Genomic DNA, 24,048 nt, shown 5'->3' on the forward strand with positions numbered 1-24,048 from the left:
AACGTAGCAGTAACCACTACCCCGTGGTGTAACTGGTAACACTAGAGTTTTTGGTACTCTCATTTCTGGTTCGAATCCAGACGGGGTAAATTGCAAGCAGCCCTTTGATGCATTCAAAGAGCTGTTTGTGTTTCGTGTCGGCTTCATTCCCCACTAAGTGAGACGATGCATCGACTGCAACTCACCCAGGAGCGGCAGCAGATCGCCACGTACCTGGCTGGGTAGTTTCATGGCCGAAGTCGCCGGTCGACGAGCCTTGGCAAAGAGGGTGTCAGATATCACGCTGGCTTGCTGTTGTGTGAGGCCACTCTTGATATTGCGAGCAATGAATTCGGAGTAACGCATGGTCGTCTTCTCCGCGAACATGCCCAACACGCCGGAGCGTATGTTCAGCAAGCTGTTGCTCAACGCTGCGTCGACTCCGCTGCTGGCTGGTCGTGGCCGGGGCTTGGCAACCGGATCCAGCGTCGACGCCGAGGTGAGGATCATGTCCGGTGCTGGTGGATCGGCGATGTCCTGCGGGTTGGTATTCCCGGGTGCAAGCGCGAAGGTCGCCGCGGCGGATTGGCTGCCGGACGTACGGCTCGCGGCGGCGGCATACTGGTAGACCTTGTCCGTGCCGTTATCGACGATCCAGAGGTCGCTCACGCTCGCCGGGTTGATCGTCAGGCCGGTCGGGCTGGCGTTGGCCGCGTCGATCGTCCAACTCCCCAGCAGCGTCCCCGACACGTTGTACTTGAACACCTTATCCGTCGTGGAGTCATCGACGACCCAGAACGACGTGCCGTCGGTGACGAGGCCTTTGGGGTTCTTGTTGCCGCTGCTGAGGCTGAAGCTGCTGGCGGCGTTCTGGCTGCCGGAAAGCCGGCTGGCAGCGCCGATGTACTTGAAGACCTTGTCCTGCTTGGCATCCACGAGCCAGACATCAGTGCCGTTGGTGGCAATGCCTTCCACCTGGGCTTGTGCGTTCAAACCGCCGGCCGACCACGAGCCAAGCAGGCTGCCGCTAGGGTTGTAAACGTAGACGGTCTTGTTAGCATCAACAACCCAGACCTTGTCACCGGCGATGGTGCTGGCGGTCCCACGCGGGGCCGTGTTGCCGCCGGCCAATGTCGAGCTTCCCAGGCCGTTGCCAGGGGCGCCGTACCGGAAAGTCTGGTTCGTCGCCGCATCGTCCACCACGAAGAACTTGGTTGCATCATCGTCAGTGATACTGCCAACTCCCTGCCCGTCAGCGATGGTCGCTCCTACGGAATTTGAGAGGTTGACGACGAAGGTCTCGTTCGGCTCGGCGAGTCGGTTGCCGTTAACCAGCACGGTGAAGGGTCAAAGTTAAAATCAGGGACTTGAAAAAGTTCTGGATCAACATGGAAATTTCCTTGGTAAGTGTGATCGATACGAAGTCGTGGATATGTCATGGGCGAGATCGTAGACCACTCGAAGTACAAGAGGTCTACGATCGGTTATTTTTCATGGCTGGCCATTGATTAGACCAGATTTCCATACACATCTTCGTCACTGGTAGCGGCGTCATTGGCGAAGATTAGCGTCAATAAGTCGGCGGACGCGAGTCCACCTGGCGCTAGGTAGAGGCCACCACCCTGGCCTAGTCCGTCACTTCCGCCACCTAGTGCCACGCCGCCCTCGGCGCGGTTAAGTACGACGAGACTGTGCTCGAGCGAGAGGCTTGGCGTGCCGACTGGGGAAATTCCACCGTTGAAGATGCCACCGCCCTGGCCGTTGCCGCCGTTTCCACCGTTACCCACTCCGCCGACAGCCCGGTTCAGCGCAATCAAGGAACTGGACACGGTCAAAATTCCGCCGTTCAGGTTGGCGATGCCACCACCTTGCCCGATCCCACCAATGATGCCTGCTCCGCCGATAGCCTCGTTACCGAGAAACGTGCTGGCGGTGACCGTGGCGATCGCTTGTACCGTCACGGGGCTGGGAAGTCCTCCGAAGATATAATTCGCGATTGCACCACCCCTGCCTGTTTGAGCATTGCCGCCGATGCCGCTTGCTCCGCCCACGGCCCTGTTGCCAAGGAACGTGCTACGATTGATCGTGAGAATCGAATTGCCAAAGCGAGCCACATTTCCCACGGCACCTCCCGCGCCAGCACCGAAGCCGCCTGGGATACCGTTGTCGATTCCACCCACAGCTTGATTATTCTGGAACAGGCTATCCGTGATGTTCACGGTCCCGGTACCATTTGAAATGGCACCGCCGATGCCGGCGCGACTGGCACCTGCACCAGCGTTACCTCCAACGGCCTGATTGTCGATGAAGACGCTATGGCTTACCGTTGCAGTCGCCGGCAGATTCGCTGTCCCGTTTGACATGATGGCTCCGCCGAGCGCGCTGGTGCCCGTATTGATGGCGTTGCCATTGCCGCCAATCGATTGGTTATGCACGAATCGACTGTCGCGAACGGTCAGGTTCCCTGTATTAAAGATGCCTCCGCCGAAGGCGTCCACGACGGGACCAACGCCTGGAACACCTGTGACCTGGTTGTCAGATAAGGTGACCCGGGATAGCGTCAGGGTGCCGGCGTTGAAGATTCCGCCACCTTGCGCAACGGCCCCACCGTGGGAAATGGTAAGGTCTTCAATGCTTACCACCGCGTTGCTACTGACCTGAAAGACACGGCTGGCATTGTTGCCGCTAACAGCCAGTCGACCAGCACCAGGGCCGTCGATCTGCAGATCATCTGTGATGCTCAGCTGTCCGCTTGTCAAGATGATATTTCCGTTGCGTGCCGCAGCGTCGAATCGGACCAGGTCGGCGCCGGGGTGAATGTTGGCGTCCGCAATGGCGGCTCGTAGCGAGCCTGGGCCACTGTCCGCCAGGTTAAGGACTCTGAAGGTACTGGGGACCGTCCGATCCTCCAACGGTTCGACGCCCAATCGGGCGTGCTCAGCCGGTTTCGCGGAGCGAGTGCCATCCGGCACGTAGTGGGGCCGAGTGGATCGCAGCCAGGAAAATAGTTGCATAACAAAGACTCCTTGGGGAGACAGGTCTGCGATTAAGAAGAGGCATCGTACCCGGCGCGCAGACCGAGCGCCGTGGCAGTGCCGGGTCGATGATGGGCTTGCTTGCTGCAAAACCTTACCGACACAACTGCCTTCAGATCAGCCTTGGAGACCGAAGACTTCCATCTTGTCTGCGACTCCGTGGACTATTTGTCCTTTGGTTTCACACCCAACAACTCTTCTGCTTCCGCCCGGAAGAGGCGGAGAATATAGGGCCAACCTTTCTCAAGCTTTATCGCCTTGTCATACCACTTATGCGCCTCTTCCTGATGGCCTAACTGCTTGTGGGCCATTGCCAAGAAAAGCCACTGGAAAGCGTCGCCGGGGCTTCCCTCCTGCACCTTCTGCAATTTGCAAGACGTCTCTAACGCCTCGATACTTTCCTTCCAATTGCCTGCGCGATACTGGATCCACCCCAGCTTCTGCCACGACCAGCTTGACTGCGGAGCGATTTCGATGGCCTTCTTGCCCAGCTCGAGGGCCTGCTTCAGATCCCGAAGCTTGGGGTCCGAGTTGTTAGCCAGGACCCACCCTTTACCCGCCAGGGAGTCAGCGAGGCGTATCGGGCCAAAGGGGTGCTTTGGTTCGAGTTCAATGGCACGGCGAGCAAAGGTGATAGCCTCATCCCACTTATCTTGATCGCTTAGGGCACCTGGATCGCTTAGGGCTAAGCTAAGATCCCTGTGAGCCCGGGCAAAGGTTGGATCAAGTTCGATGGCCCTCCGGTAACAGGCAACGGCCTCATCGAATTTGGACCGCTTGAGCAGGGCGTAGCCAAGATTAGAGAGTGTACTTGGAGAATTCGGTCGGATGGCTATTGCCGCGGTGTAGAACCGAGTTGCCTCACCCCATTCTTTTCGATCACTCAACGCATAGCCCAAGTTATAATTGAGCCAAAAATCTCCCGGGTAGGCGGATACAGCCCTCCTCAGAAGCCGGATGGCTGTGACCGGCTGCTTGGTTCGCAAGAGGGCATTCGCTAGGTTGTTAAGCGTTGCCGGGTGTTGCGCCCGAATGTCGATTGACTCGGCGATGTCACGTTGCTCTTCCTGTACCTCGGAGTCAGGTCGTCCCCAATTAGACCGCAGTCGGTCACGAAACCGATCTGGGTCAATGCCTCGTGCAACTTCATTCGGCCATTCCCAGCCCCTGCGCTGATTTTCAATAGCAGCTCGTCGGACGACAGCCCACGAGTCCAGCGCCGCCGCAACTGCGACCGCGAAAGTCGGGCGGGTATTAAGTCGATCGATTGCAGCCTCGACCGTCATCTGATCCACGTCCACCCCAAAATCACGAAAGGTCTGGCAATAATCTAAGTCTGCCGAGGTGTAACGTAACTTTCCTTCGACGGTTGCCGACATTTCCACGCGGATTGTCTCCAGCCGGTCGATGAACTTGAGGTCTCTCATCCGCCGATGAATCAAATCATCAATTACGGCATCGGCCTCGCCGCCGGCCACAGCCGCCTCAGCCCGCCGCACCGCCGCCAGAGCCTCGGGCCACTTCTGTTCACCCTCCAACCGATCCACCTCGACCAGGATTGACCCGACCTGCTCGGCCACCTTTGCTTGTCGATCCGCCTGCTGTCGGGCCGCTTCAGCTTTCCGCGCCGCCCGGTCGCGTACCGCCCAGCCGACAGCACTGCCGAGCACCATCAGGAAGAACAGCACCAGCGCGGCCACCGCCAGCTTGGTCCGATGCCGCCGGGCGAATGTCCGTACCCGATATGATGTCGACGGCGGGCACGCCTCCACGGCTTCGTCCCGCAGATACCGTTCGATGTCCGCGGCCAATGCCCCGGCCGATTCGTAGCGGCGGGTGCGGTCCTTCGCCAGGCAGGTCATCACCACCCAGTCGAGCCCAGACCGCAACTGGCGGCCGAGTTGCCGGCTGTCCACCCCGCGTTGACCCGTCACCGTCGATTGCTTCTCGGCCGACAGCGTCGCCACACGCTGGCTTGGCTTGGCCGGCTCGTCCTCGCGGATGATCCGCCGCATCTCGTCGAACCCGACTCGACGCAATGTTTCCGCGTCGAACGGCGTCGTGCCGGTGAGCAGTTCGTACAGCACGACGCCGAGGGCGTACACGTCCGCCCGGGTGTCCACGTCCTGGGCGGTCATCTCGGCCTGCTCCGGGCTCATGTACATCGGCGTGCCGACGAGCTGGGCGAAGCCGGTGTAGACCGAGTGGTCCGCGAACTCCGGCCCGACCGCCTTGGCGATCCCGAAGTCGATCACCTTCGGCACCGGGTGGGAATCGTAGAGCGTGACCAGCAGGTTCGACGGCTTGATGTCGCGGTGGATGACGCCCTTCTGGTGGGCGTGCTGAATGGCCCGGCAGACGGGGAGGAAAAGTTCAAGACGCTGCCGCGGGGTGAGCCGGGCCTGGTCGCAGTAGTCGGTGATGGGCACGCCGCGGACGAGTTCCATAACGAAGTAGGGGCGACCAGCATTCTGGTTCCCTCTTCCCCCCGGGGAGAGGCTTAGGGTGAGGGGTTCTTCTTGTAAGTAATCCTGTTTGAGACCTTCGTATGAGGACTGATTGAGAATCCCCTCACCCCCGGCCCCTCTCCCCGGGGGGGAGAGGGGAGAAGAGGTCGTGTTGGCGTCGAGCACTTTGGCAATATTCGGGTGGTCCATGAGGGCGAGCGCTTGCCGCTCGGCTTCGAATCGGGCCAGCACTTGCCGTGTGTCCATGCCGGGCTTGACGACTTTCAGGGCCACGCGGCGCCGGACTGGTTGTTCCTGGTCCGCGACGAATACGAGCCCCATACCGCCCTCGCCGATCAACTCGCGGAGGAAGTAGGGGCCGATGCGGGTGCCGGGGGAGAGCGTGTTGGGCTGGTCGAATCTGGTATCGATTTCGTTGGCGCCGCCGAGAAAGGCACCGGCCTGGCGATGGGCCTGCAGCAGTTTCTCGACACTCTTGCGCAGGCTGGTGTCTGACCTGCAGGCTTTGTCGAGGAAGCGGTTGATCTCGTCGGGGCTGGTGCAGTCCAGGGCGTCGAGAAAAATCGCTTTCGCATCGGTGAGTGTATCGATCATGGGTCGTACCTACCCGTCTTCAATAGACAATGCCCCGCGAGAGGGCGAAACCCGCCAAGTTTTTTGAAATAATCCTTGGCCTACTGAGTCAGTTAGAAAACTCGGTTGATGTGGCAGGGTCATGCATGTACTCATGCTTGACCCTGAGATCTGCAGAATTTTGCTCTCCCAGCAGGGTCGAGCGGAGTACCGCACGACCCTGCCACCGTTTTTCAACTGACTCTTAGTCACTGTCCGGACTCAGGCGGGCATAGAGCCAGGCCCGGGCATAGGCCCACTGACGCTCGGCGTTTCGCTGCGGGATGCCCAGGGAGGCTGCAGCGTCCTTTAGTGTGAGGCCGGCGAAGAAACGTAATTTCACTAATCGCGCTGCGTCGGGGTCTACCGTTTCCAGTTGGATCAGCGCTTCGTCCAGTTCGAGCAGTTGTTCATCGCTGGTATCGAGCGCGAGTTCTACGTGATCGAGATCGACCCGTTGCCGCTGACCGCCTCGTTTGAGTCGGTTTTTGTCGCGGGCCCGGTTCACGAGAATCCGCCGCATGGCCTCGGCGGCGGCGGCGAAGAAGTGGCCACGACTGTCCCATTTCTGGTCCTGACTGGCGCCGACAAGGCGGAGATAAGCCTCGTGAACTAACGCGGTCGCCTGCAGAGTTTGCCCCGGCTTCTCTTGATCTAATCGCTGGGCAGCCAGTTTCCGCAACTCATCATAGACCAAAGGCAACAACTTCTCCGAGGCGCTGGGGTCGCCTTGCTCGATAGCCGACAGAATGAGGGTGACATCGCTCATGCGAACATCAGCATAGCCAGTTAGTACTGTGATTGCAAATGTGATTGCTTTGTTGCAATCCCAATGCAGGGATCAAGACATGAGTCACTGCGGAGAGAGCTAATTAGACTAGCCTCAATGATTTGATGGTGCATCAAAGCGTGCGTCCAGATGCAAGCCCAAAAAGTTGCTCTCAAGATCATTCTTATCAAACGTGTAACTCTTGTAGCCACACCCTCAAAAGCACGAAGCCTGATTCTTTTGAATCAGGACTCTGGTGTTTCTGGGATAATCGTTAAGAAATAGCGGAGTCAGCAGTGCTGAAGGTCTGCGAAGCGCTGGTACCAACCTGGCGAATAACCACGATGCACAGCACGATGATCAGCGCCAGCATGACGGCATATTCCACGGCGGTCGGGCCGTCTTCGTTTTTCAGGAATCGTTTGATGGCGGACAACATGGGACACTCCTTCAATAAAAATGTTTTGGGCTACGGTGAATTACTATTTATAAACAAAAGCTTACGTTATCGCAATAAAAAATACAAAATATCTTAACTAATCCTGAGATTTCAAATGCGAGTTCATTTTAATCCAACCATCTCCTGTCCAGACTGAGGAAAGAATACGAAGACCATTTTGTTGATTACCCTAAGTCAGGTCAGCTCCGCTTGATTGTATCAGATTTCTCTTTGATTGTTCCCAGTCGCTATCATTCCTCTCGGAATTGGACAGTAGTTCCAACCTGCTTTAACGACATCCTGTTGTCACACTCCCAATTTGCAGGTGGACACCGGGGCTTTCGCTCCTATCCTTTTCTCTGTTACTGTGAGGAATTGATGAACTCACGGGCTCTAGACCCGTTACCTCTTCGTCTCCACGCTATTAGGACCGCTCGCAATGATTGATTTTACCCGGCGCGTACCTGCCAACTCGCGTACGCTCAAGAACCTTCTCTGTTTTCTGACGGTGATCGTCCTTCTGCTTACCCAGGCCACTCCTGCTGTTGCAGGCGAAGCTGATTTGATCATCCCTCCGCTCGATTCCGTGACCTTCCTCGGTTTGGGCGGCAAAACGCTGCTCTACGCAGGCCTGGTCGTCTCGGCCCTGGGCCTGTTCTTCGGATTGTGGATTTACTCGCAACTCAAGAACATGCCCGTACACCAGTCCATGCGGGAAGTTTCTGAACTCATCTACGAAACCTGCAAAACTTACCTTCTCACCCAGGGCAAGTTCCTCGCCATCCTCTGGATCTTCATCGCTGTCGTCATCGGCTACTACTTCAGTTCACTGGCCCATTACGTTGATCCTGCCACCAAGAAGGAACAGACAGGCTTTCCCACGAACATCGTCGCCATCATCCTCGGCTTCAGCGTAATCGGTATCCTGGGCAGCTACCTCGTTGCATGGTTCGGCATCCGCGTTAACACCTTCGCCAACTCCCGTACTTCGTTCGCCGCCCTCACTGGCAAAGCCTATCCCTGCTATGCCATACCCCTCAAAGCAGGTATGAGCATCGGCATGCTGCTGATCTCTGTCGAACTGCTTCTGATGCTCATCATCCTGATGTTCGTGCCTGGTGAATATGCCGGCCCCTGTTTCATTGGCTTCGCGATCGGCGAGTCGCTCGGCGCTGCTGCCTTGCGAGTAGCGGGTGGTATCTTCACCAAGATCGCTGACATCGGCGCTGACCTGATGAAAATCGTTTTCAAGATCAAGGAAGACGATGCCCGTAACCCCGGTGTGATTGCAGACTGCACCGGCGACAACGCTGGCGATTCGGTCGGCCCCTCCGCAGATGGTTTCGAAACCTACGGCGTGACGGGCGTCGCTCTCATCAGCTTCATTCTGCTGGCTGTCAAAAGCCCCACCATCCAGGTTCAACTTCTCGTCTGGATTTTCATGATGCGTGTCATGATGGTGCTGGCTTCGCTCGGCTCCTACTACATCAACGAAGCCATTGCCAAGGGTAAGTATGGCGAAGCCAAGGACTTCAATTACGAAGCTCCGCTGACCTTCCTCGTCTGGCTGACTTCGATCGTTTCGGTCTTGCTTACCTTTGCACTCTCCTGGCTGCTCATCAGAGAACTGGGGGATGGTACCATGTGGTGGAAACTCTCCGCTATCATCTCCTGCGGTACCCTGGCTGGGGCGATCATCCCTGAACTCGTGAAGGTCTTCACCTCGGTCGAATCTTCTCACGTGAAGGAAGTCGTCACCTCCTCGCGGGAAGGTGGTGCTTCATTGAACATTCTCTCCGGCCTCGTGGCAGGTAACTTCAGTGCCTATTGGCTGGGGATGGCAATCGTTGCCCTGATGGGTGTTGCCTTCTTCATCAGCATGGAAGGACTCGAAGCCCAGCTCAAGATGTTCGCCCCCGCGGTGTTCGCCTTCGGATTGGTGGCGTTTGGCTTCCTCGGCATGGGCCCGGTTACTATTGCTGTCGATAGCTATGGCCCGGTGACTGATAACGCTCAGTCCGTCTATGAGCTTTCCAACATCGAGTCGATTCCCAACATCAAGGACGATGTCAAGAAGAACTTTGGCTTCGACCCCAATTTCGATGTGGCCAAGGAGAACCTCGAAAAGAATGATGGTGCGGGCAATACTTTCAAGGCTACTGCCAAGCCGGTGTTGATTGGTACCGCGGTGGTGGGTGCCACGACCATGATCTTCTCCATCATCGTGACGCTGACTGAAGGCCTGAAGCCTGAATTTGTCAAGTACCTGTCGATCCTGAATGCTCCGTTCCTGCTGGGTCTGATCACCGGCGGTGCAGTGATCTACTGGTTCACCGGTGCTTCGATGCAGGCCGTGACCACCGGAGCTTACCGTGCCGTGGAGTTCATCAAGAAAAACATCAGACTCGATGATTCTGTCAAGAAGGCATCCACCGAAGACAGCAAGAAAGTGGTGGAAATCTGCACCCAGTATGCCCAGGCGGGTATGTTCAACATCTTCCTGACGGTCTTCTTCTCCGCCCTCGGCTTCGCCTTCCTGGACGAGTTCTTCTTCATTGGCTACCTGATTTCCATCGCACTCTTCGGTTTGTACCAGGCTATCTTCATGGCCAACGCCGGCGGTGCATGGGATAACGCCAAGAAGATTGTCGAAACCGAACTGAAGGCCAAGGGAACCCCGCTGCACGATGCAACCGTGGTCGGTGATACCGTAGGCGATCCATTCAAGGATACCTCTTCGGTGGCCCTGAACCCGATCATCAAGTTCACCACCCTCTTTGGCCTGCTGGCTGTCGAATTGGCTGTTTCCATGAAACACAAGCCCGAAACGCTCTCGCTGAGCTACGGTCTGGCAGTCGCATTCATCCTGATCTCCATGTTCTTCGTGTGGCGCAGTTTCTACGGCATGCGAATCAAGACCGAAGGTGGACACTAGTCAATCTTCAGGTTATAAGTAAGAGCCTGCGGTGATCCGCAGGCTCTTTGCCTTTAGAGAAAACCATGTCGTCGCGATTATCCGATGCACTGAGTAACATTACCGAGATTCATGCCCACCTGGCCAAGAGTGAAATCTATGCTGGTGTGCAGGCCAAGCCGGTGCTACTCAGCGCGTTCCTGGGACTGACGGCAGCCTGTCTGCAGGATCGAATTATCCCCTCGCCTGATGCCCTGCAGTTTGTCTGTTTCTGGATTACTACTGCAGGCATCTGTGCCGGCGTTGCTGCCATCGGTGCGGTGATAGCTTATTTCTTTTACGATGATCACCTGGGCAGAAGACATGCCCGTATTGTCGCCAGCCAACTGGCTCCGAGCCTGGCTGCTGGCGTGTTCCTGGTGTTGGCACTGTTGCCTCATCTGCATCAGTGCATTGGCCTGTTTCCCGGGTTGTGGGCTATCCTTTATGCACTCGGGCTCTTTTCGGTCCGCCCTTACATGCCCCGTGCAACTGGCTGGGTGGGCTTGTACTTTATCCTGACAGGAACCCTGCTATTAAACCTGTTGCCCATGGATCAGGTGCCTTCGCCATGGTCGATTGCGGTTATCTTTGCTGCAGGGCAAGCTGGGCTGGCCTTGGTGTTGTATCGCAATACAGCAAGAGATCTGATTCGTGAGTAAGAGACACAAACCAGCGCTGAATCCGGAGCCAGGCCGCTATGCTTACGAAGGCCTGGATCGGCTGCTGCACGAACGTGCCCGGCTGGCCATCATGACCTGCCTGATGACCCAGCCTCAAGGGTTGTTGTTTAACGATCTGAAAAAACTCTGCAGCCTGACCGATGGCAATTTGAGTCGTCACCTCGAAGCCCTGGCGAAAGCGTCTTACCTTGAAATCTGGCGAAAACAGGAAACCATCCGTTCGCAGACGCTGTACCGGGTGACGGCACAGGGCAGGGCAGGTTATCTTGAATATCTCAAAGAACTGGAACGTCTGGTGCACGATGCACTACCTACCCGGCAATCCAGTCCGGTCGTGCAGCCCATGCCGGGCTGGCAGCTTGAATAGTTCATGCATTTCACTCCTGTCTCCTGCATGTTGCACTCCATAACTTGAGTAGATCAACAGGAGTGGGATGACTGCATGGTGAACGTCTGGGATGAGCTTGATCTATGGTTGATGACTGCCATCATTGTCATGCCACTGGCATTTGCGTTGGCACTTATTTTTGTTCCGCCACGCCGTACCGAGTTTATTCGCTGGTTTACGCTGATAGGCACCCTGGTCACCTTCGTTCTGACCTCGTTTCTGTTTGTCGATTTTCTGCGACTGACTGATAACCAGCTCACCAACCCCGATAGAACAGCCCAGCTGCTGCCTGCCCGCGTTGATCTGCATCTTTCGCACTATCGACGCCACGAGCCGGTGGAAAGCAACGACCTGCTCGCCCGCAAACCCTGGATCGGCCGTTTTCATATCGAATACTCGCTAGGCGTAGATGGCATCAGCATGGCCATGCTGATGATGTCATCCTCGCTGTTTATTCTCGCCTTTCTTGCCAGTTGGAAAATAAACAAGGCCGTGCGAGGCTACTGCATCCTGTTCCTGATTCTGGAAACCGGCGTGCTGGGGCTGTTCCTGGCACTCGATTTCTTCCTCTTCTATGTATTCTTCGAAGCCATGCTGGTGCCGATGTATTTTCTCATTGGTTACTGGGGCGGGCCTCGGAAGGAATACGCTGCCATCAAGTTCTTTCTCTACACGCTGCTCGGCTCCATCCTGATTCTGATTGCCATGCTGGCGTTGTACTTTGTCGATCTCCGGCCTTACTACAAGAACCTGGTAGCGAATGCCCAAGGCAAGGAACGTTTCAGCCCGGAAGCCTTCCGCCGCGATGCCTTCCTGGGGCTGGCAGGCAGCCGCTTCGATGCCGGTGAATTTACCGGCCCCATCAACACGTTTGATCTGGTGGTACTGAGTCAAGCTGCGGTTGCTTCTACGCAACTGGAAACCAATATCAGGCACATTCAGAAACAACTTCTGGATCGGAGCGAAGATCAGACTCTGCATCAGCAGCTTGAAGTAGCAGAACAGCAAAAACTGCACTGGCAGGCCATGTCGCCTGAATTTCAACTTTTCTGTTTTCTACTCTTGTTCCTGGGCTTTGCCATCAAGGTACCGATTGTCCCCTTTCATACCTGGCTGCCTGATGCACACGTGGAAGCGCCAACGCCGATCAGCATGCTGCTTGCCGCCATCCTTCTCAAAACCGGCGCTTACGGCATCGTACGCATTGCCATGCCCATCTGTCCCTGGGCAGCGGAGCAACTTGCCTGGTTGATCGGGTTGCTGGGCATCATTGCCATCGTTTATGGAGCATTAGTAGCACTGGCACAAACACACTTGAAGCGGCTGATTGCCTACAGTTCCATCAGCCACATGGGCTATGTACTGCTTGGGCTGGCAGTCTGGACTACGCCCGATGCAGCACAATACTGGTCGTGGGGCATGAAAGGCGCCATCTTCCAGATGATTGCCCATGCCATCACCTCAGCTGGCATGTTCTATGTCGCGGGACTGGTCTACGAAAGGCTGGGCCATTACGACCTCAATCGCATGGGTGGGCTGGCAACGCCGATGCCGGTCTGGGCATCGCTATCCACCATCATTTTTCTGGGTGCGATGGGCTTGCCGCTCCTTTGTGGATTTGTGGGTGAGTTCTGCGTACTGATTGGCACATGGAATTTCTCACCGTCTGCCTGGCCTTATGCCGGCCAGATTTTCACGATGATTGCAGCAGGCACATTGATTCTTACTGCGGCGTACATTCTGTGGGCCATGCAGCGGATGATGCTGGGGGCCCGCAAGGAACATCTGCCTCTCGATGATCTGGATGGCAGGGAAGGATTCATCACCACGGTGCTCGCACTCTGTACGGTGGTACTGGGTATCTGGCCGATGCTGGTGTTCGATTGGCTCGAACCCACACTGACTGGACTGGTACAACTCCTGGCACAATGCAGCGCTCGTTGACAGGTTTGGTTTCACCATGCAGCTTGATTTTGTCAATTACCAGACCTTCAGTGATCTGCTCATCCTGGCACCGGAAATCGCCCTGGTCCTGACGATGACTTTGCTGCTCATTCTGCGCCTGTTTCCAACTTTTGACCGCTGGCACCTGGGCTACTTGTCGCTGATTGCCTGCCTGATGGCACTATTGATCAGTTCGCTGCAATGGCTGAGCTTTCCGCTGGGTAGTGCTGCAGAGTCGCGAGTTCTGTTCAGTGGCTTGTTGGTATTCGATGGGTTATCCGCCTTTACGCGAATGCTCATACTCGGCGCCACCTCGCTGTGCATCTTGCTCTCTGTCCTGTCCAAAGTGCCTGATCGGGAAGACTCCGCCGACTTCCATGTTCTCCTGCTCGGTGGCACGCTGGGTATGTGCCTGATGGCATCCGCTCAGCACTTCCTGATGGTCTATATCTCAATCGAGATGGCCAGCGTACCCAGCTATGTCCTGGCTGGTTTTCTCAAAGGGAAAAAACAGGGTAGCGAAGCGGCACTCAAATATGTTGTCTATGGCGGGGCATCTACCGGCCTCTTGCTCTATGGCATCAGCCTGCTCTGTGGACGGTTAGGCACCGGTTATCTGCCCGATGTCTGCATCAGCCTGCAGGCTCTCATGGCTACGGGCGGTATGGATGCACTGAACTGGGTTGCACTGAGCCTGGTGTTTCTGGGTCTCTCGTTCAAGTTGTCGCTGATTCCCATGCACTTCTGGTGCCCGGATGTCTTCGAAGGAGCCGCAGCAGAAGTGGGCGCTTTCCTCTCGGTTGTTTCCAAGCTGGCAGCACTGAGTTTAATGGGGCGGCTGATTCTCCTGTTGATGGGAGCACTACCCGGACTGGCCATTGCGAATAACAACTCATGGGCTGTACTTGCCCCGGGACTTTCGTGGTTTTTGGTGGTTGTCGCAGCAGCTACGTGCACCTGGGGCAACCTGGCTGCCTATCCGCAAACGCAGCTGAAACGCTTCTGGGCTTACTCCACCATTGCCCATGCCGGCTACCTGCTGATGCCCCTGGCCTGTCTGACTCGCGAAGGGCTGACAGCAGCACTGGTCTATGCTATCCCGTACCTCTTCATGAACATCGGCGTCTTTGCCATCGTCTGCTTTGTCCGCAATGCGACTCATCGTGAAGACATGGCAGTCTTGAGCGGATTATCACGACGCTCATCCATCCTCGCCTTCTCACTGGTCGTTCTCGTAATCGGCCTGATTGGCTTGCCTCCCCTGGCAGGCTTTATGGGCAAGTATGAAGTCTTCGCCAGCCTGTTTACGCATGGCCAGGAAAAACATCGCATCGAGTTGTGGATACTCCTCGGCATCGGCATGCTTAACACGCTCATTGCCCTGGGCTACTATGGTAAGCTTCTGCGACTGGCATTGTTCGATCAGCCAACTGATGATGCCCCACTGAATATCAGTTTCCGACAGCAACTCTTCGTGCTGATATTGGCACTCTTCGTACTTTTCGGCATATTCTTCTGGGATGTCATCACGCTCTGGGGATGCCAGTTAGCAGTGAGTGGCTTCCAACGTGCACCCTAAATAGCGTATTGATCGCCAAGAGAAGTTTGCAAAAGCCGTGTGACATAATGGTGTCACGGCTTAACTCACTTCTTGCACCATCACCGTCGTATGTGCACTGTCAGACCATGAAGCGCCGAGCAGGTATACCACCCGTTCGCCTTTGGTCAGTAACCCTTCCTTCTTGGCCCATTCGGTCACCTTTTTTACACGTTCCACGGTATCAATAGGTTCAGGGAAATAGACCGGCACCACGCCCCAGTACAATGCCATCCGCCTCACTTGGGCAATGTCATCCGACAGGCCCAATGTCAGCGTACGGTACCGCTGCTTGGATAAGGCGATAGCTGCCCGGCCTGTTCGCGTGGTCACAATGACCAGCGAGGCATGTGCCTGGTCGGCCAACACACCTGTAGCCTGCACGGTGGCACGCACCACTTCCGACAAGGTCCCCTGGCTGCCCTGAAATGCTTCCATGCTCACTGAACTGGAGGGCATGTTCCGCTCGGTCTCCAGGGCAATGCGGTTCATCATCGTCACCGCTTCCACCGGATATTGGCCTGATGCCGTTTCTGCAGAGAGCATGATGGCATCGGTGCCATCCAAAATGGCGTTGGCCACATCGGTCACTTCGGCCCGCGTTGGCCGGTTGCTCAGACGCATCGATTCGAGCATCTGCGTTGCCGTAATCACCGGCACACCCAAAGCCCGGCAACGCTGAATGATGGTCTTCTGCAGCATGGGCACCCGTGCCAGATCGACTTCCACCCCCAGATCGCCACGAGCCACCATCACCACATCGGTCAAGCGGATGATATCATCCAGGCAATCGAGTGCTTCCGCCTTCTCGATCTTGGCTACCACATGAGCAGTACAATTCCGGTCTTTGAGTTCCTGCCTGAGTCTGACGATGTCATCAGGCCTGCGGACAAAACTCATGCCGACAAAATCGACTTCGTTGGTAGCAGACCAGTCGAGATCTTTCAGGTCTTTTTCAGTCAAACCGCTCAGTTGTAGTTTCGCATTTGGCGAAGCGATGCCCTGCTTGCTGTAAACCATGCCAGGCAGCGTCACACGAGCTTCCACTTTGTCTTTGGTTTTGCTGATCACTTCCAAGGCAACGCTGCCATCAGCCAGTAATACGTTGTCCCCTTCGCTGAGGTCATCCACCAGTCCGGTGTAAGAACAGTGAAATTCTCCCGGATTGATGCTCGGTTCTTTCACAAAAAAGACATGTTCACCAAAGTTGCAGGCAAAGCTGCCTCCCGGAATCTCGCCTAGTCGCAGTTTGGGACCACTTAGATCCTGCAAGATGGGGATCGGCTTGCGAACGGCAGAGGATACATCCGCCCTGACCCGTTTGAGCACATCAGTGTGCCAATCCCATTTGCCGTGGGCAAAATTCAGTCGAAAAACATCGGCTCCAGCGTGGGCCAGATTGCAGAGCATGGGGGTAGTCTCGGAAGCAGGCCCAATCGTGGCAACAATCTTGGTTTTCACCGCGTTCGTCAGTGCATCAATACCGCTGGACATCCCGTTTCCTCGAGAGAAGATTTCCCGTACATGATTATGGTATGAGAACCATGCACTTCTTCTTTGCATCACTCTCATGAAGTGCCTACAATCGTGTATCTGTTACAACCTTTTTCTGGGTGAGTTCATCATGCTTGGCTGCTGTGGCTGGATGGTTTGGTTCTGTTTAACGGGATTGATGGTGCAGGATAGCAAGCCGACCTGCTCCATTAAGAAGATCGGCAACATGCTGGAACTGAAGGTCAACGACAAATCGGTTGGCCGATATCTTTTCGATCCGAGCCAGGTCAGGCCGCATTTTCATCCGCTTTACAGCCCGGAAGGAAATGCCATCACCCGCTTGTATCCCATGCAGAAGGATGTGCCTGGCGAAACCAAAGATCACATCCATCATCGAGGCTGCTGGGTAGGCCATCAAATTGTCATACTTGATATTGATATCGGAAAGAAAGACAGCAAACCCATCAACGCCAATTTCTGGGCTGAAGTGGTCAACCCCGTGAATCAGCATCAGGGCAAGCAGATTTGCACCAAAGTCGAAGAACCTGTCATCACTGAGAAGCAGGCATCCGTAACCACACACAACACCTGGCAAACGACTGCAGGCATCAAAATTCTCGAAGAGAAACGCACCCTGCATCTGGTGCCCCTACCTGCTGCAGCCTTGATCGTTTTCGATATCGAACTTCATGCCAGCGAAGGGAACATCACCTTCGGCGACGAGAAAGATGGGTTCATGGCAGTTCGCGTGGCTGACATCATGGCGGAGAAAAGCAAAAAGGGCGGCCTGATGCAGAACGCTGAAGGCAAACAGCACATGGGTACAGGCGAGAATAAAGACCGCACAGGCTGCTGGGGCCTGCGTTCCGCCTGGGTCGATTACAGTGGCGAAGTCAAAGGTGAGAAGGTGGGCATCACGATTCTTGATCATCCCAGTAACCCCGTGCCTGCCTGCTGGCATGCTCGAGATTATGGCCTTTTAACTGCCAACCCCTTTGGCAGAAAACACAGCAAGTTCCCCGATGCCACCGGCGATCTGGTCAAAATCAAAGCAGGTGAAAAACTTCACTTCCGTTACGGTGTTCTGATTCACCCAGGCAACGCCGAGATCGGCAAAGTCGCAGATCACTATCAAGCGTTTCTTAAAGTGAAGTAAACTCAACTTTATGCAATTTGTTTTTACCCAGAAGACTATAGATAAACCGTGGCAGGGTTATTCGGTACTCCGAATGACCCTGCTGGATGAAATTGAACTCAGCAACTTTGCAGGGTCATGCTTGAGTACAAGCATATCCCTGCCACAGCTTTCGAGTTGGTAAATAAGCTCAAGGAAACATTTCGATGCGTTATAAGATCATTGCTGCACTGCTGTTGGCGTTTGCCACAGGCTGGCTGGCTCAAACTGTACTGGCTCATTCTCGTGAAGATGCCAACCGGGTTTTCGAATGGCGGATCTACACCGTGCTGCCCGGCAGAATGGATGCCATGAATGCCCGCTTCAAGAACCACACCAATGCACTGCTGACGAAACATCACATGACTTTGCTAGGCTTCTGGCAACCACAAGGTGAAGAGAACAGCCGCAAGCTTTACTATCTAATTGCGCACCAGAGTCGCAAAGAAGCTGAAGCAAACTGGAAGGCATTCGTTGCTGACCCTGACTGGATCAAGGCCCGCGATGCTTCCGAAAAGGATGGAAAAATTGTCGAGAAGGTGGAACGCATCTGGCTCGACCCTACTGAATACTCCATGATGAAGTAACCTTCAGGTGAATCTATGATTCTGGTGAATAACTGGATAGCAGTGGCAGGGTTATGCTTGTACTCATGCATGACCCTGCTGGAATGCAATGTCTCTGCAATTCCTGCAGGGTCATCCGGAGTACCGGATAACCCTGCCACAGTTTTTCAGCAATGTACGATCCTTAGTAGCTGGCCTTTGACGTGCATCCCTACGGATGAAGTGACAGATTCATGGACTCGTTTCCGCGGCCCCAATGGCTCAGGCCACGGTTCAGGCCTGAAGTTGCCTACGGATATCAATGAACAGTTCATCCGATGGAAAGTGCCTCTGCCCGGAGTCGGGCATGGCTCTCCCGTGGTTCACAAAGGTCGCATCTACCTGCAGGCATCGGAAAACCAGGGCACCGAGCGGCTCATTTTCTGCCTGGATGCTTCATCAGGGAAAATACTCTGGAAACGAAGCATCCAGGGCAAGCGGGCTGCAGCCATGCATCAGAAAAACTCGCTGGCGTCCGGCACCGCTGCTACCGATGGCGAACGTGTTTTCTTCTGCCATTGGGATGGTCAGACAGTTCAGCTTGCTGCCTACTCCTGTGCCCAGGGTGAACCACTCTGGACGTTTCCACTCGGTAAACATGTCAGCCAGCATGGTGCAGGGTACTCTCCCATCCTGGTAGAAGGCAAAGTGATTGTGGCCTACGATGCAGATAACCACGCTGAGGTATTCTGTATCGAAGCAGCTACCGGGAAAAAACTCTGGTCGCAATCACGCAAAAACTATCGAGCCTGTTATGGAACCCCGCTGATCCGTTCCCGCAAACCCCACGATGAAGTGATCGTCGCCAGCACGGCGGGTATCACTGGCTATGCATTGGAGTCTGGTCTGAAGTTATGGGACATGGAATGGCCTTTCGCCAGCAAACCACTCCGTAGCGTCAGTTCGCCTGTGCTTTGTGACAACGACATTCTGCTGGCTGCCTGTGGCGATGGTGGAGGCGACCGTGACACTATTGCACTGCAACTTCCGACGGGCGATACCTCACAGGAACGACAGCCAAAACTGGTCTGGCAACTCCACCGCGATATCCCCTATGTCACCTGCCTGCTCGAACATCAGCAGAACATCTTTTACGTTGCGGATAAAGGTGTAGCAGGCTGTCTCGATCTCAAGACTGGCAAGGAACGATGGGCCCAGCGCCTGTCAGGCAATTTCACTTCGTCTCCGTTGCTGGTTGATAAGCACATCTTCGCAGTCAATGAGAATGGAGAACTGTTCATCTTCGAAGCCAACGCAGAAAAATATCACTTGCGCGGGCGACTGAAATTGAATGAAGATGTCCTGGCGACACCAGCACTGGCTTCGGGAAACCTCTTGATCCGAGGGAAGCAACATCTGTTTTGTCTCGGAGTGGCGAAGTGAAACAGACAGTGATCACAGCACTGTTCATGGTTCTATTGTCTTGCAGCATCGCAGCACAAGATTCAGTAACCCAGCCTGCCTACGATCAGATGGTGCTCAATGAAGGTGCCAGGCTGCAGGGCATTATCACCGAAGAAACAGCACAGCAAGTCAGGTTTCAATTCATTGTTCGCCGGCCTGGCGTACGAACCATGGTCTTTGAAGCACTTTACGAAAGACAGGACATCAGCAGCATCACCCGTGCTTCGGAACCGGGGCGAAGCGCTGCTCGAAAATATGTCGAAAAGCTTCTCAACAGCAACAAGCGGGAAGAGGAGAAAATTCAAGCCATTGCCTTGAGCCGCACCAAATGGCTCGAAGACGAGCAGGAAGCCTGGCACTACCAGGGACCTTACTTTGAACTGCTTTCCAATGCACGGGAAAACCTGGTTCGGCTGGTGTGCGTCAGGCTCGAAGCGATTTTTGCTGCTTACGTGAACACCATGGGCAAACGCCTTACCCCCGATAAACCAGTGCGTGTCGTGTTGTTCCACACGATGGCTGAGTTTCGTTCCTGGCAACAGAAACAGAGCTTGAGCATCCTGAACCCCGCTGTTTATGATGCACGCACCGCAACCATCTACGCAGGCACTGAACTCGATCAATATGCCAGCCAACTGCAGGAGTTGAATGAAAGGCACCGCAAGCAACTGAAAGAACTGCAGGAACTCAGGAAGAACATTGACAAACACTTCGGCGGCAAACCAACCGCTACCCTTGCCCGACAGATGCAGCAACTACAACAGCAACTCATCGCATTGAACAGCGATAACGATGTGATCTTTGCCAGGCTGCAAGCTGCGTTTTTTGCAACGCTCTATCACGAGGCTTTTCATGCCTACCTCGACCGCTGGGTCTATCCTGCAGATAAATATCAGGTGCCACGCTGGCTCAACGAAGGCCTGGCCCAACTCTTTGAAAACGCGTTCATCGAAATTGATGAACTGCGGCTCGGACGACTGGATGAGGAGAGACTCAAGCAGATTCAGGATGCAGTCAGGCAAAACCGCTTCATGCCATTACGCGAATTGCTATTGGCCCCGCCACAACTGTTCTTTGTCAAACACACGCAGGAAAACTTCGAATCGAGCAGACAGTATGATGCCAGTTGGGCTTTAGCCCATTTTCTTACTTTCGATCTCAAACTGATGTCGACACCCGCGATGGAAGAATACGTAAGACCAGCTCCGGCAGGGCAGGAAATCAAACGCTTTGAGAAGCTGGTGAATATGCCACTGGAGAAATGTGAAACGCAGTGGAAACAATACCTGCTACGATTGCGGCCTGACGGTAGCCTCCGCCCCTGATACACCGGGAACTACTGGTGAGCTTTCACTCGCAGTCGTGATTGGCTCAACCACCACCTGGCCTGCCTGCCCAGCCTCTTCCATCTTTTCATGCTCGACAGCTTCTTCTGCTTCCTCTTCTTTTTCCCGTTTCCGCATCCATCTCAGGTACATGATGATGGCTACCAGAAGCAGACCCACCAGGGCAATCAGCAGCAGCACATTCTGAGCCTGATGGATATTGGCGATGATCGCATTGATCCAGTCTGCCGCGAAATACCCACCAAAGAAGAAGAACGTTACCAGGGGTACCGAAGAGATGGCATCAGCGATGCAGAACCGTTCAATCGGGTATTGAATCACACCAGCAGTGATGAAGACCGCTGACCGCCAGCCGGGTATCAGGCGGGCCGTCAACATGAACCAGATGCCTCGTTCCTGGAACTTATGTGCAAAGTTCTGCACACGCTCGGGTTTGAGGAACTTCTGCACGTAAGGTTTGTTCATCAGTCGCGGACCACCGAGCCTGCCAATCATGTAGAGAAACAGATCGGTGCCAAGCACAGCACCAATGCAGAACAGCCAACTGATCAGAAGGATGGCATCGGGATTATTGTGAATCCAGGCACCCAGGCCTGCCACGGCTACTTCTTCTGGAATAAATGGGATCAGCCCTACGCCGGTGACAAAAATCCATCCGACGATGATGCTATACACATATAAGGCAGCTAGATTCAAAACTGTATCCCGTGAAGGATAGCCGGTTATTTACTTATCCTTTGTTCTATCATTCATTCGTCAGTTCACGAAGTCCATTCTTCAGCTAAGCGTGAAAATCACTGGTACTGAACGAATCGTCGAACCGGTTATCTGGTTTATTCGCAGTCCAGATCCCGCTCCGACAGAACCGTGAAGCCCTGCCTTTGAAGAGTCTGGCTGCCTGTTTCATGGTCATCCACATGGATGGCCAGCACCGGGCGATGGCTGGCACTGCCAATCATCAGCGGGTAGGCATAGTGGATGTTGATCTCAGCAGCCAGTAGAGCCTTGCAGACCATGCCAACCGGAGCATTGCCCTGAGGCAATTGAACCAGCAGCAGATCGCATTCCAGAAAAGGCAGTTTGGCCTGTTGCAGTGTTTCAACTGCCCGCTCCGGGTCGCTCAGAATCAGACGAATCACTGCACAGTCGGCTGAATCAACCACCGACATGGCCACAATGCGATTGCCTGATGCTTCCAGCCTGCGAACCATATCAAGCAGGGCGCCGACCCGGTTTTCCAGGAAAATACTGAACTGGCGTACGCCAGGATAATCCCTGCCACGCAGCGTACTCAGTTCAGTTCCCCCTTCATCACCGTATGTCATGTTCCCCTCATTCTTTGTCGCCTGCATCCTAGCAAAGGTAACTGACGATTGCAAACACTGTCATCGTCCTGGAATCTGCATGGGCTGTGGTACTTTCAACAAGAGTGAGAACGGGCTTTTCTCATCCTTCTGCTGCTGAGCAAACTGCGACAGAATGTTCCAGGCTTGTTCCATGTTTGGATCAAACCGGTGTTCAAAGGCACCCACAGTCACCAGACTGTACTGGCGGGTGTGGAAAACGTAGGCATCGTAGCCTTTGCCGCCATCACGCAGCAGTTCCGCCATCTGCCTGGCGGTTTCTGCAGCATTCTCGAGGCCCTTCCCCAGTGACGCCGGGGTGGATCGGTTGCCTACCTGCACGACGCTGGAATTGAGCGGACTTACTTCCGAAGGTGGATCAAACTTGGCGACCACCAGAGTCCAGCTTTTGGGACAGGAAAAGATGGAGTGCTTTTCCCGGGCGTTCAGTTCGTTCCAGGCCGGATCCATCGGCACCGAGTTTTTATTCTGAACCGTAACTGTTGGTGATTTTTTCCGCGTCACCACCGGGTTACGCACTACAAAAGCCTGGCGATACGGATTACCCAGACTCTGTTTTATGCGCTTGCCTTCTTCCGATTGTGTCGTGGCCCGTAGACCGAAGATGCCGCCAAAGGTATTGGCCTCCGGATCACGTACTGCTTTGGCCTTGGGTTCGTTGTAAAGATGGACACCGAACGCTGGAATGCTCGATGGCGGATCAAATTCCTTGATGCGTGCCGCTTCGATACGGGCGTTTTCCATGTCAGGAAAGCTGCCGACAAAGACAGAAAATTCCTTGATGACCCGAACGGTTTTAAGCTTCTGTCTTTCAGTGCTTTCAGCCAGGGTTTCGCTGCCAATGGTTTTGAGCTGCATTTGCCTTAACGCTTCCCGATCCTGCCGGGCGTCTTCTTCATTCATCGAATAGACGTAGGTTTGATACTTGTATTTCGACCGGGTTTCTTCTGCAAAGCGATTGGCAAACTCGAGTGCCTCATCGCCCCGGAAACTGCCAATGTGAATCAGCCAGGGGCCTTCCTTCTCTGTCAGCGGATACTTGATAACCGGACCAGTCTCCGCAGGCTGCTGCCCGGCCAGGCTGGTAACCACCAATAAGCTCAGAACAAACCAGGTGATGCCACGAAGATACATCTCACCTTCCTCCTTGAAGGTCCATCCACCCTGCGCAGAGTATCCTTGGCAGGTTTCTCGAACGATCACCTATATACCCGATTCTCCCTGCCCGTCTAGTCGAGTATGCCTCAGGTTCCCTTCGCCTTCGAGGGGAATAAGGGTTAGGGTTTCTTGTAATATCCCCCTCTTGAAGGACAGCGTGGTGAACTGCATCATAGCTCCATACATGTCTGCCTGACTGTTTTTTTCAAAAGGAGATAGAATGAATCCGACGAGTCTGCTGGCAGTGGGTTTGCTTCTTTGCACCGGAGTATTCAACGTGTTACACGCCGATACGCCCAAAGAGTACAAAGACCAGGAAGCCATGGCGGAAAAGCTGTTCAAGGCTTACAACAAGGACGATGCCAAGGGTGTTTTCAACGATTACATGGACGCACTCAAAGGCAGTGCAGACCAGCTTTATGGCGTGCTCTTCAAACCCAGCAAAGAGAAGTATGGCAATTACAAAAGCCATACCTTCGTGAAGGATGGCAGCGTAGCTACCGATGATGTCGTTCTGCTCATATTGCAAGTCGAATTTGAAAAGGAGAAGAAAGTCAAGGTCGCCATCAACTATGGCAAGGAAGGCAAAGACTGGAAGATCCAGCAAGTGACCTTTGATCCCAAATAGCTGGTGCC

19 protein-coding genes are annotated in these 24,048 nt (G+C 54.7%); 10 read left to right on the top strand and 9 right to left on the bottom strand.

What is annotated here, in order from left to right; translation table 11 throughout:
- Positions 1-153: 153 nt before the first annotated feature.
- The 5 genes from JNJ77_03745 to JNJ77_03765 form a co-directional block, all read right to left on the bottom strand.
- Entirely contained in the window at positions 154-1,317 is a 1,164-nt protein-coding gene (locus JNJ77_03745) for a hypothetical protein (protein MBL8821677.1), read from the bottom strand.
- Positions 1,318-1,487: 170 nt separating this feature from the next.
- Positions 1,488-2,993, bottom strand: coding sequence for a hypothetical protein (locus JNJ77_03750; GenBank protein MBL8821678.1), 1,506 nt, complete (start codon positions 2,991-2,993; stop codon positions 1,488-1,490).
- Positions 2,994-3,178: 185 nt separating this feature from the next.
- On the bottom strand, positions 3,179-6,076 hold the full coding sequence (locus JNJ77_03755; GenBank protein MBL8821679.1) for a tetratricopeptide repeat protein: 2,898 nt from the start codon (positions 6,074-6,076) through the stop codon (positions 3,179-3,181).
- Between the two features lie 223 nt (positions 6,077-6,299).
- Positions 6,300-6,863: a sigma-70 family RNA polymerase sigma factor gene (locus JNJ77_03760; protein ID MBL8821680.1), complete on the bottom strand. Its 564-nt coding sequence runs from the start codon at positions 6,861-6,863 to the stop codon at positions 6,300-6,302.
- A 274-nt stretch (positions 6,864-7,137) separates the two neighbouring features.
- Positions 7,138-7,302 carry a Flp family type IVb pilin gene (locus JNJ77_03765; protein ID MBL8821681.1) on the bottom strand — a complete coding sequence of 55 codons (165 nt, stop codon included), beginning with the start codon at positions 7,300-7,302 and terminating at the stop codon, positions 7,138-7,140.
- A 439-nt stretch (positions 7,303-7,741) separates the two neighbouring features.
- Here JNJ77_03765 and JNJ77_03770 point away from each other — a divergent pair, with 439 nt between their 5' ends.
- The 5 genes from JNJ77_03770 (at position 7,742) to JNJ77_03790 (ending at position 14,849) form a co-directional block, all read left to right on the top strand.
- Complete coding sequence (locus JNJ77_03770; protein MBL8821682.1) at positions 7,742-10,237, top strand: sodium-translocating pyrophosphatase; 2,496 nt, start codon at positions 7,742-7,744, stop codon at positions 10,235-10,237.
- Between the two features lie 65 nt (positions 10,238-10,302).
- Complete coding sequence (locus JNJ77_03775) at positions 10,303-10,917, top strand: hypothetical protein (GenBank protein MBL8821683.1); 615 nt, start codon at positions 10,303-10,305, stop codon at positions 10,915-10,917.
- Between the two features lie 16 nt (positions 10,918-10,933).
- Positions 10,934-11,305 (top strand): transcriptional regulator, encoded by a 372-nt coding sequence (locus JNJ77_03780; GenBank protein ID MBL8821684.1) that lies wholly within the window; start codon positions 10,934-10,936, stop codon positions 11,303-11,305.
- Between the two features lie 75 nt (positions 11,306-11,380).
- Positions 11,381-13,270, top strand: a complete 1,890-nt coding sequence (locus tag JNJ77_03785) for an NADH-quinone oxidoreductase subunit M (protein ID MBL8821685.1) — start codon at positions 11,381-11,383, stop codon at positions 13,268-13,270.
- A 16-nt stretch (positions 13,271-13,286) separates the two neighbouring features.
- Complete coding sequence (locus JNJ77_03790) at positions 13,287-14,849, top strand: NADH-quinone oxidoreductase subunit N (GenBank protein MBL8821686.1); 1,563 nt, start codon at positions 13,287-13,289, stop codon at positions 14,847-14,849.
- A gap of 60 nt (positions 14,850-14,909) precedes the next feature.
- Here the strand turns inward: JNJ77_03790 and pyk are convergent, their stop codons facing one another.
- Complete coding sequence (pyk, locus tag JNJ77_03795; protein MBL8821687.1) at positions 14,910-16,361, bottom strand: pyruvate kinase; 1,452 nt, start codon at positions 16,359-16,361, stop codon at positions 14,910-14,912.
- Between the two features lie 76 nt (positions 16,362-16,437).
- On the opposite strand from pyk, the gene JNJ77_03800 reads away from it, so the two are divergent.
- From JNJ77_03800 to JNJ77_03815, 4 genes are all read left to right on the top strand, one after another.
- Positions 16,438-17,517, top strand: coding sequence for a PmoA family protein (locus JNJ77_03800; protein ID MBL8821688.1), 1,080 nt, complete (start codon positions 16,438-16,440; stop codon positions 17,515-17,517).
- A gap of 185 nt (positions 17,518-17,702) precedes the next feature.
- Complete coding sequence (locus JNJ77_03805) at positions 17,703-18,122, top strand: NIPSNAP family protein (protein MBL8821689.1); 420 nt, start codon at positions 17,703-17,705, stop codon at positions 18,120-18,122.
- 69 nt (positions 18,123-18,191) lie between these two features.
- Complete coding sequence (locus JNJ77_03810; GenBank protein MBL8821690.1) at positions 18,192-19,523, top strand: PQQ-binding-like beta-propeller repeat protein; 1,332 nt, start codon at positions 18,192-18,194, stop codon at positions 19,521-19,523.
- The gene (locus JNJ77_03815) at positions 19,520-20,869 is read left to right on the top strand and encodes a DUF1570 domain-containing protein (protein MBL8821691.1); all 1,350 of its coding nucleotides are present in this window, start codon (positions 19,520-19,522) and stop codon (positions 20,867-20,869) included. Before JNJ77_03810 ends, JNJ77_03815 begins: the two co-directional genes overlap by 4 nt.
- Here JNJ77_03815 and JNJ77_03820 read toward each other — a convergent pair.
- The 3 genes from JNJ77_03820 to JNJ77_03830 all read right to left on the bottom strand — a co-directional run bounded on the left by JNJ77_03820 (position 20,834) and on the right by JNJ77_03830 (position 23,388).
- Complete coding sequence (locus JNJ77_03820) at positions 20,834-21,586, bottom strand: VTT domain-containing protein (GenBank protein MBL8821692.1); 753 nt, start codon at positions 21,584-21,586, stop codon at positions 20,834-20,836. The two genes, JNJ77_03815 and JNJ77_03820, sit on opposite strands and share 36 nt — an antisense overlap.
- A gap of 137 nt (positions 21,587-21,723) precedes the next feature.
- On the bottom strand, positions 21,724-22,215 hold the full coding sequence (locus JNJ77_03825; GenBank protein MBL8821693.1) for an acetolactate synthase: 492 nt from the start codon (positions 22,213-22,215) through the stop codon (positions 21,724-21,726).
- Between the two features lie 60 nt (positions 22,216-22,275).
- A complete protein-coding gene (locus tag JNJ77_03830; protein MBL8821694.1) occupies positions 22,276-23,388 on the bottom strand; it encodes a hypothetical protein in 1,113 nt (370 codons plus the stop codon).
- 244 nt (positions 23,389-23,632) lie between these two features.
- Between JNJ77_03830 and JNJ77_03835 the strand changes: the two genes are divergently transcribed.
- A complete protein-coding gene (locus tag JNJ77_03835) occupies positions 23,633-24,040 on the top strand; it encodes a hypothetical protein (protein ID MBL8821695.1) in 408 nt (135 codons plus the stop codon).
- The last annotated feature ends 8 nt before the right edge of the window (positions 24,041-24,048 follow it).

It is taken from the genome of Planctomycetia bacterium (genome assembly GCA_016795155.1).
Taxonomy (GTDB): domain Bacteria; phylum Planctomycetota; class Planctomycetia; order Gemmatales; family HRBIN36; genus JAEUIE01.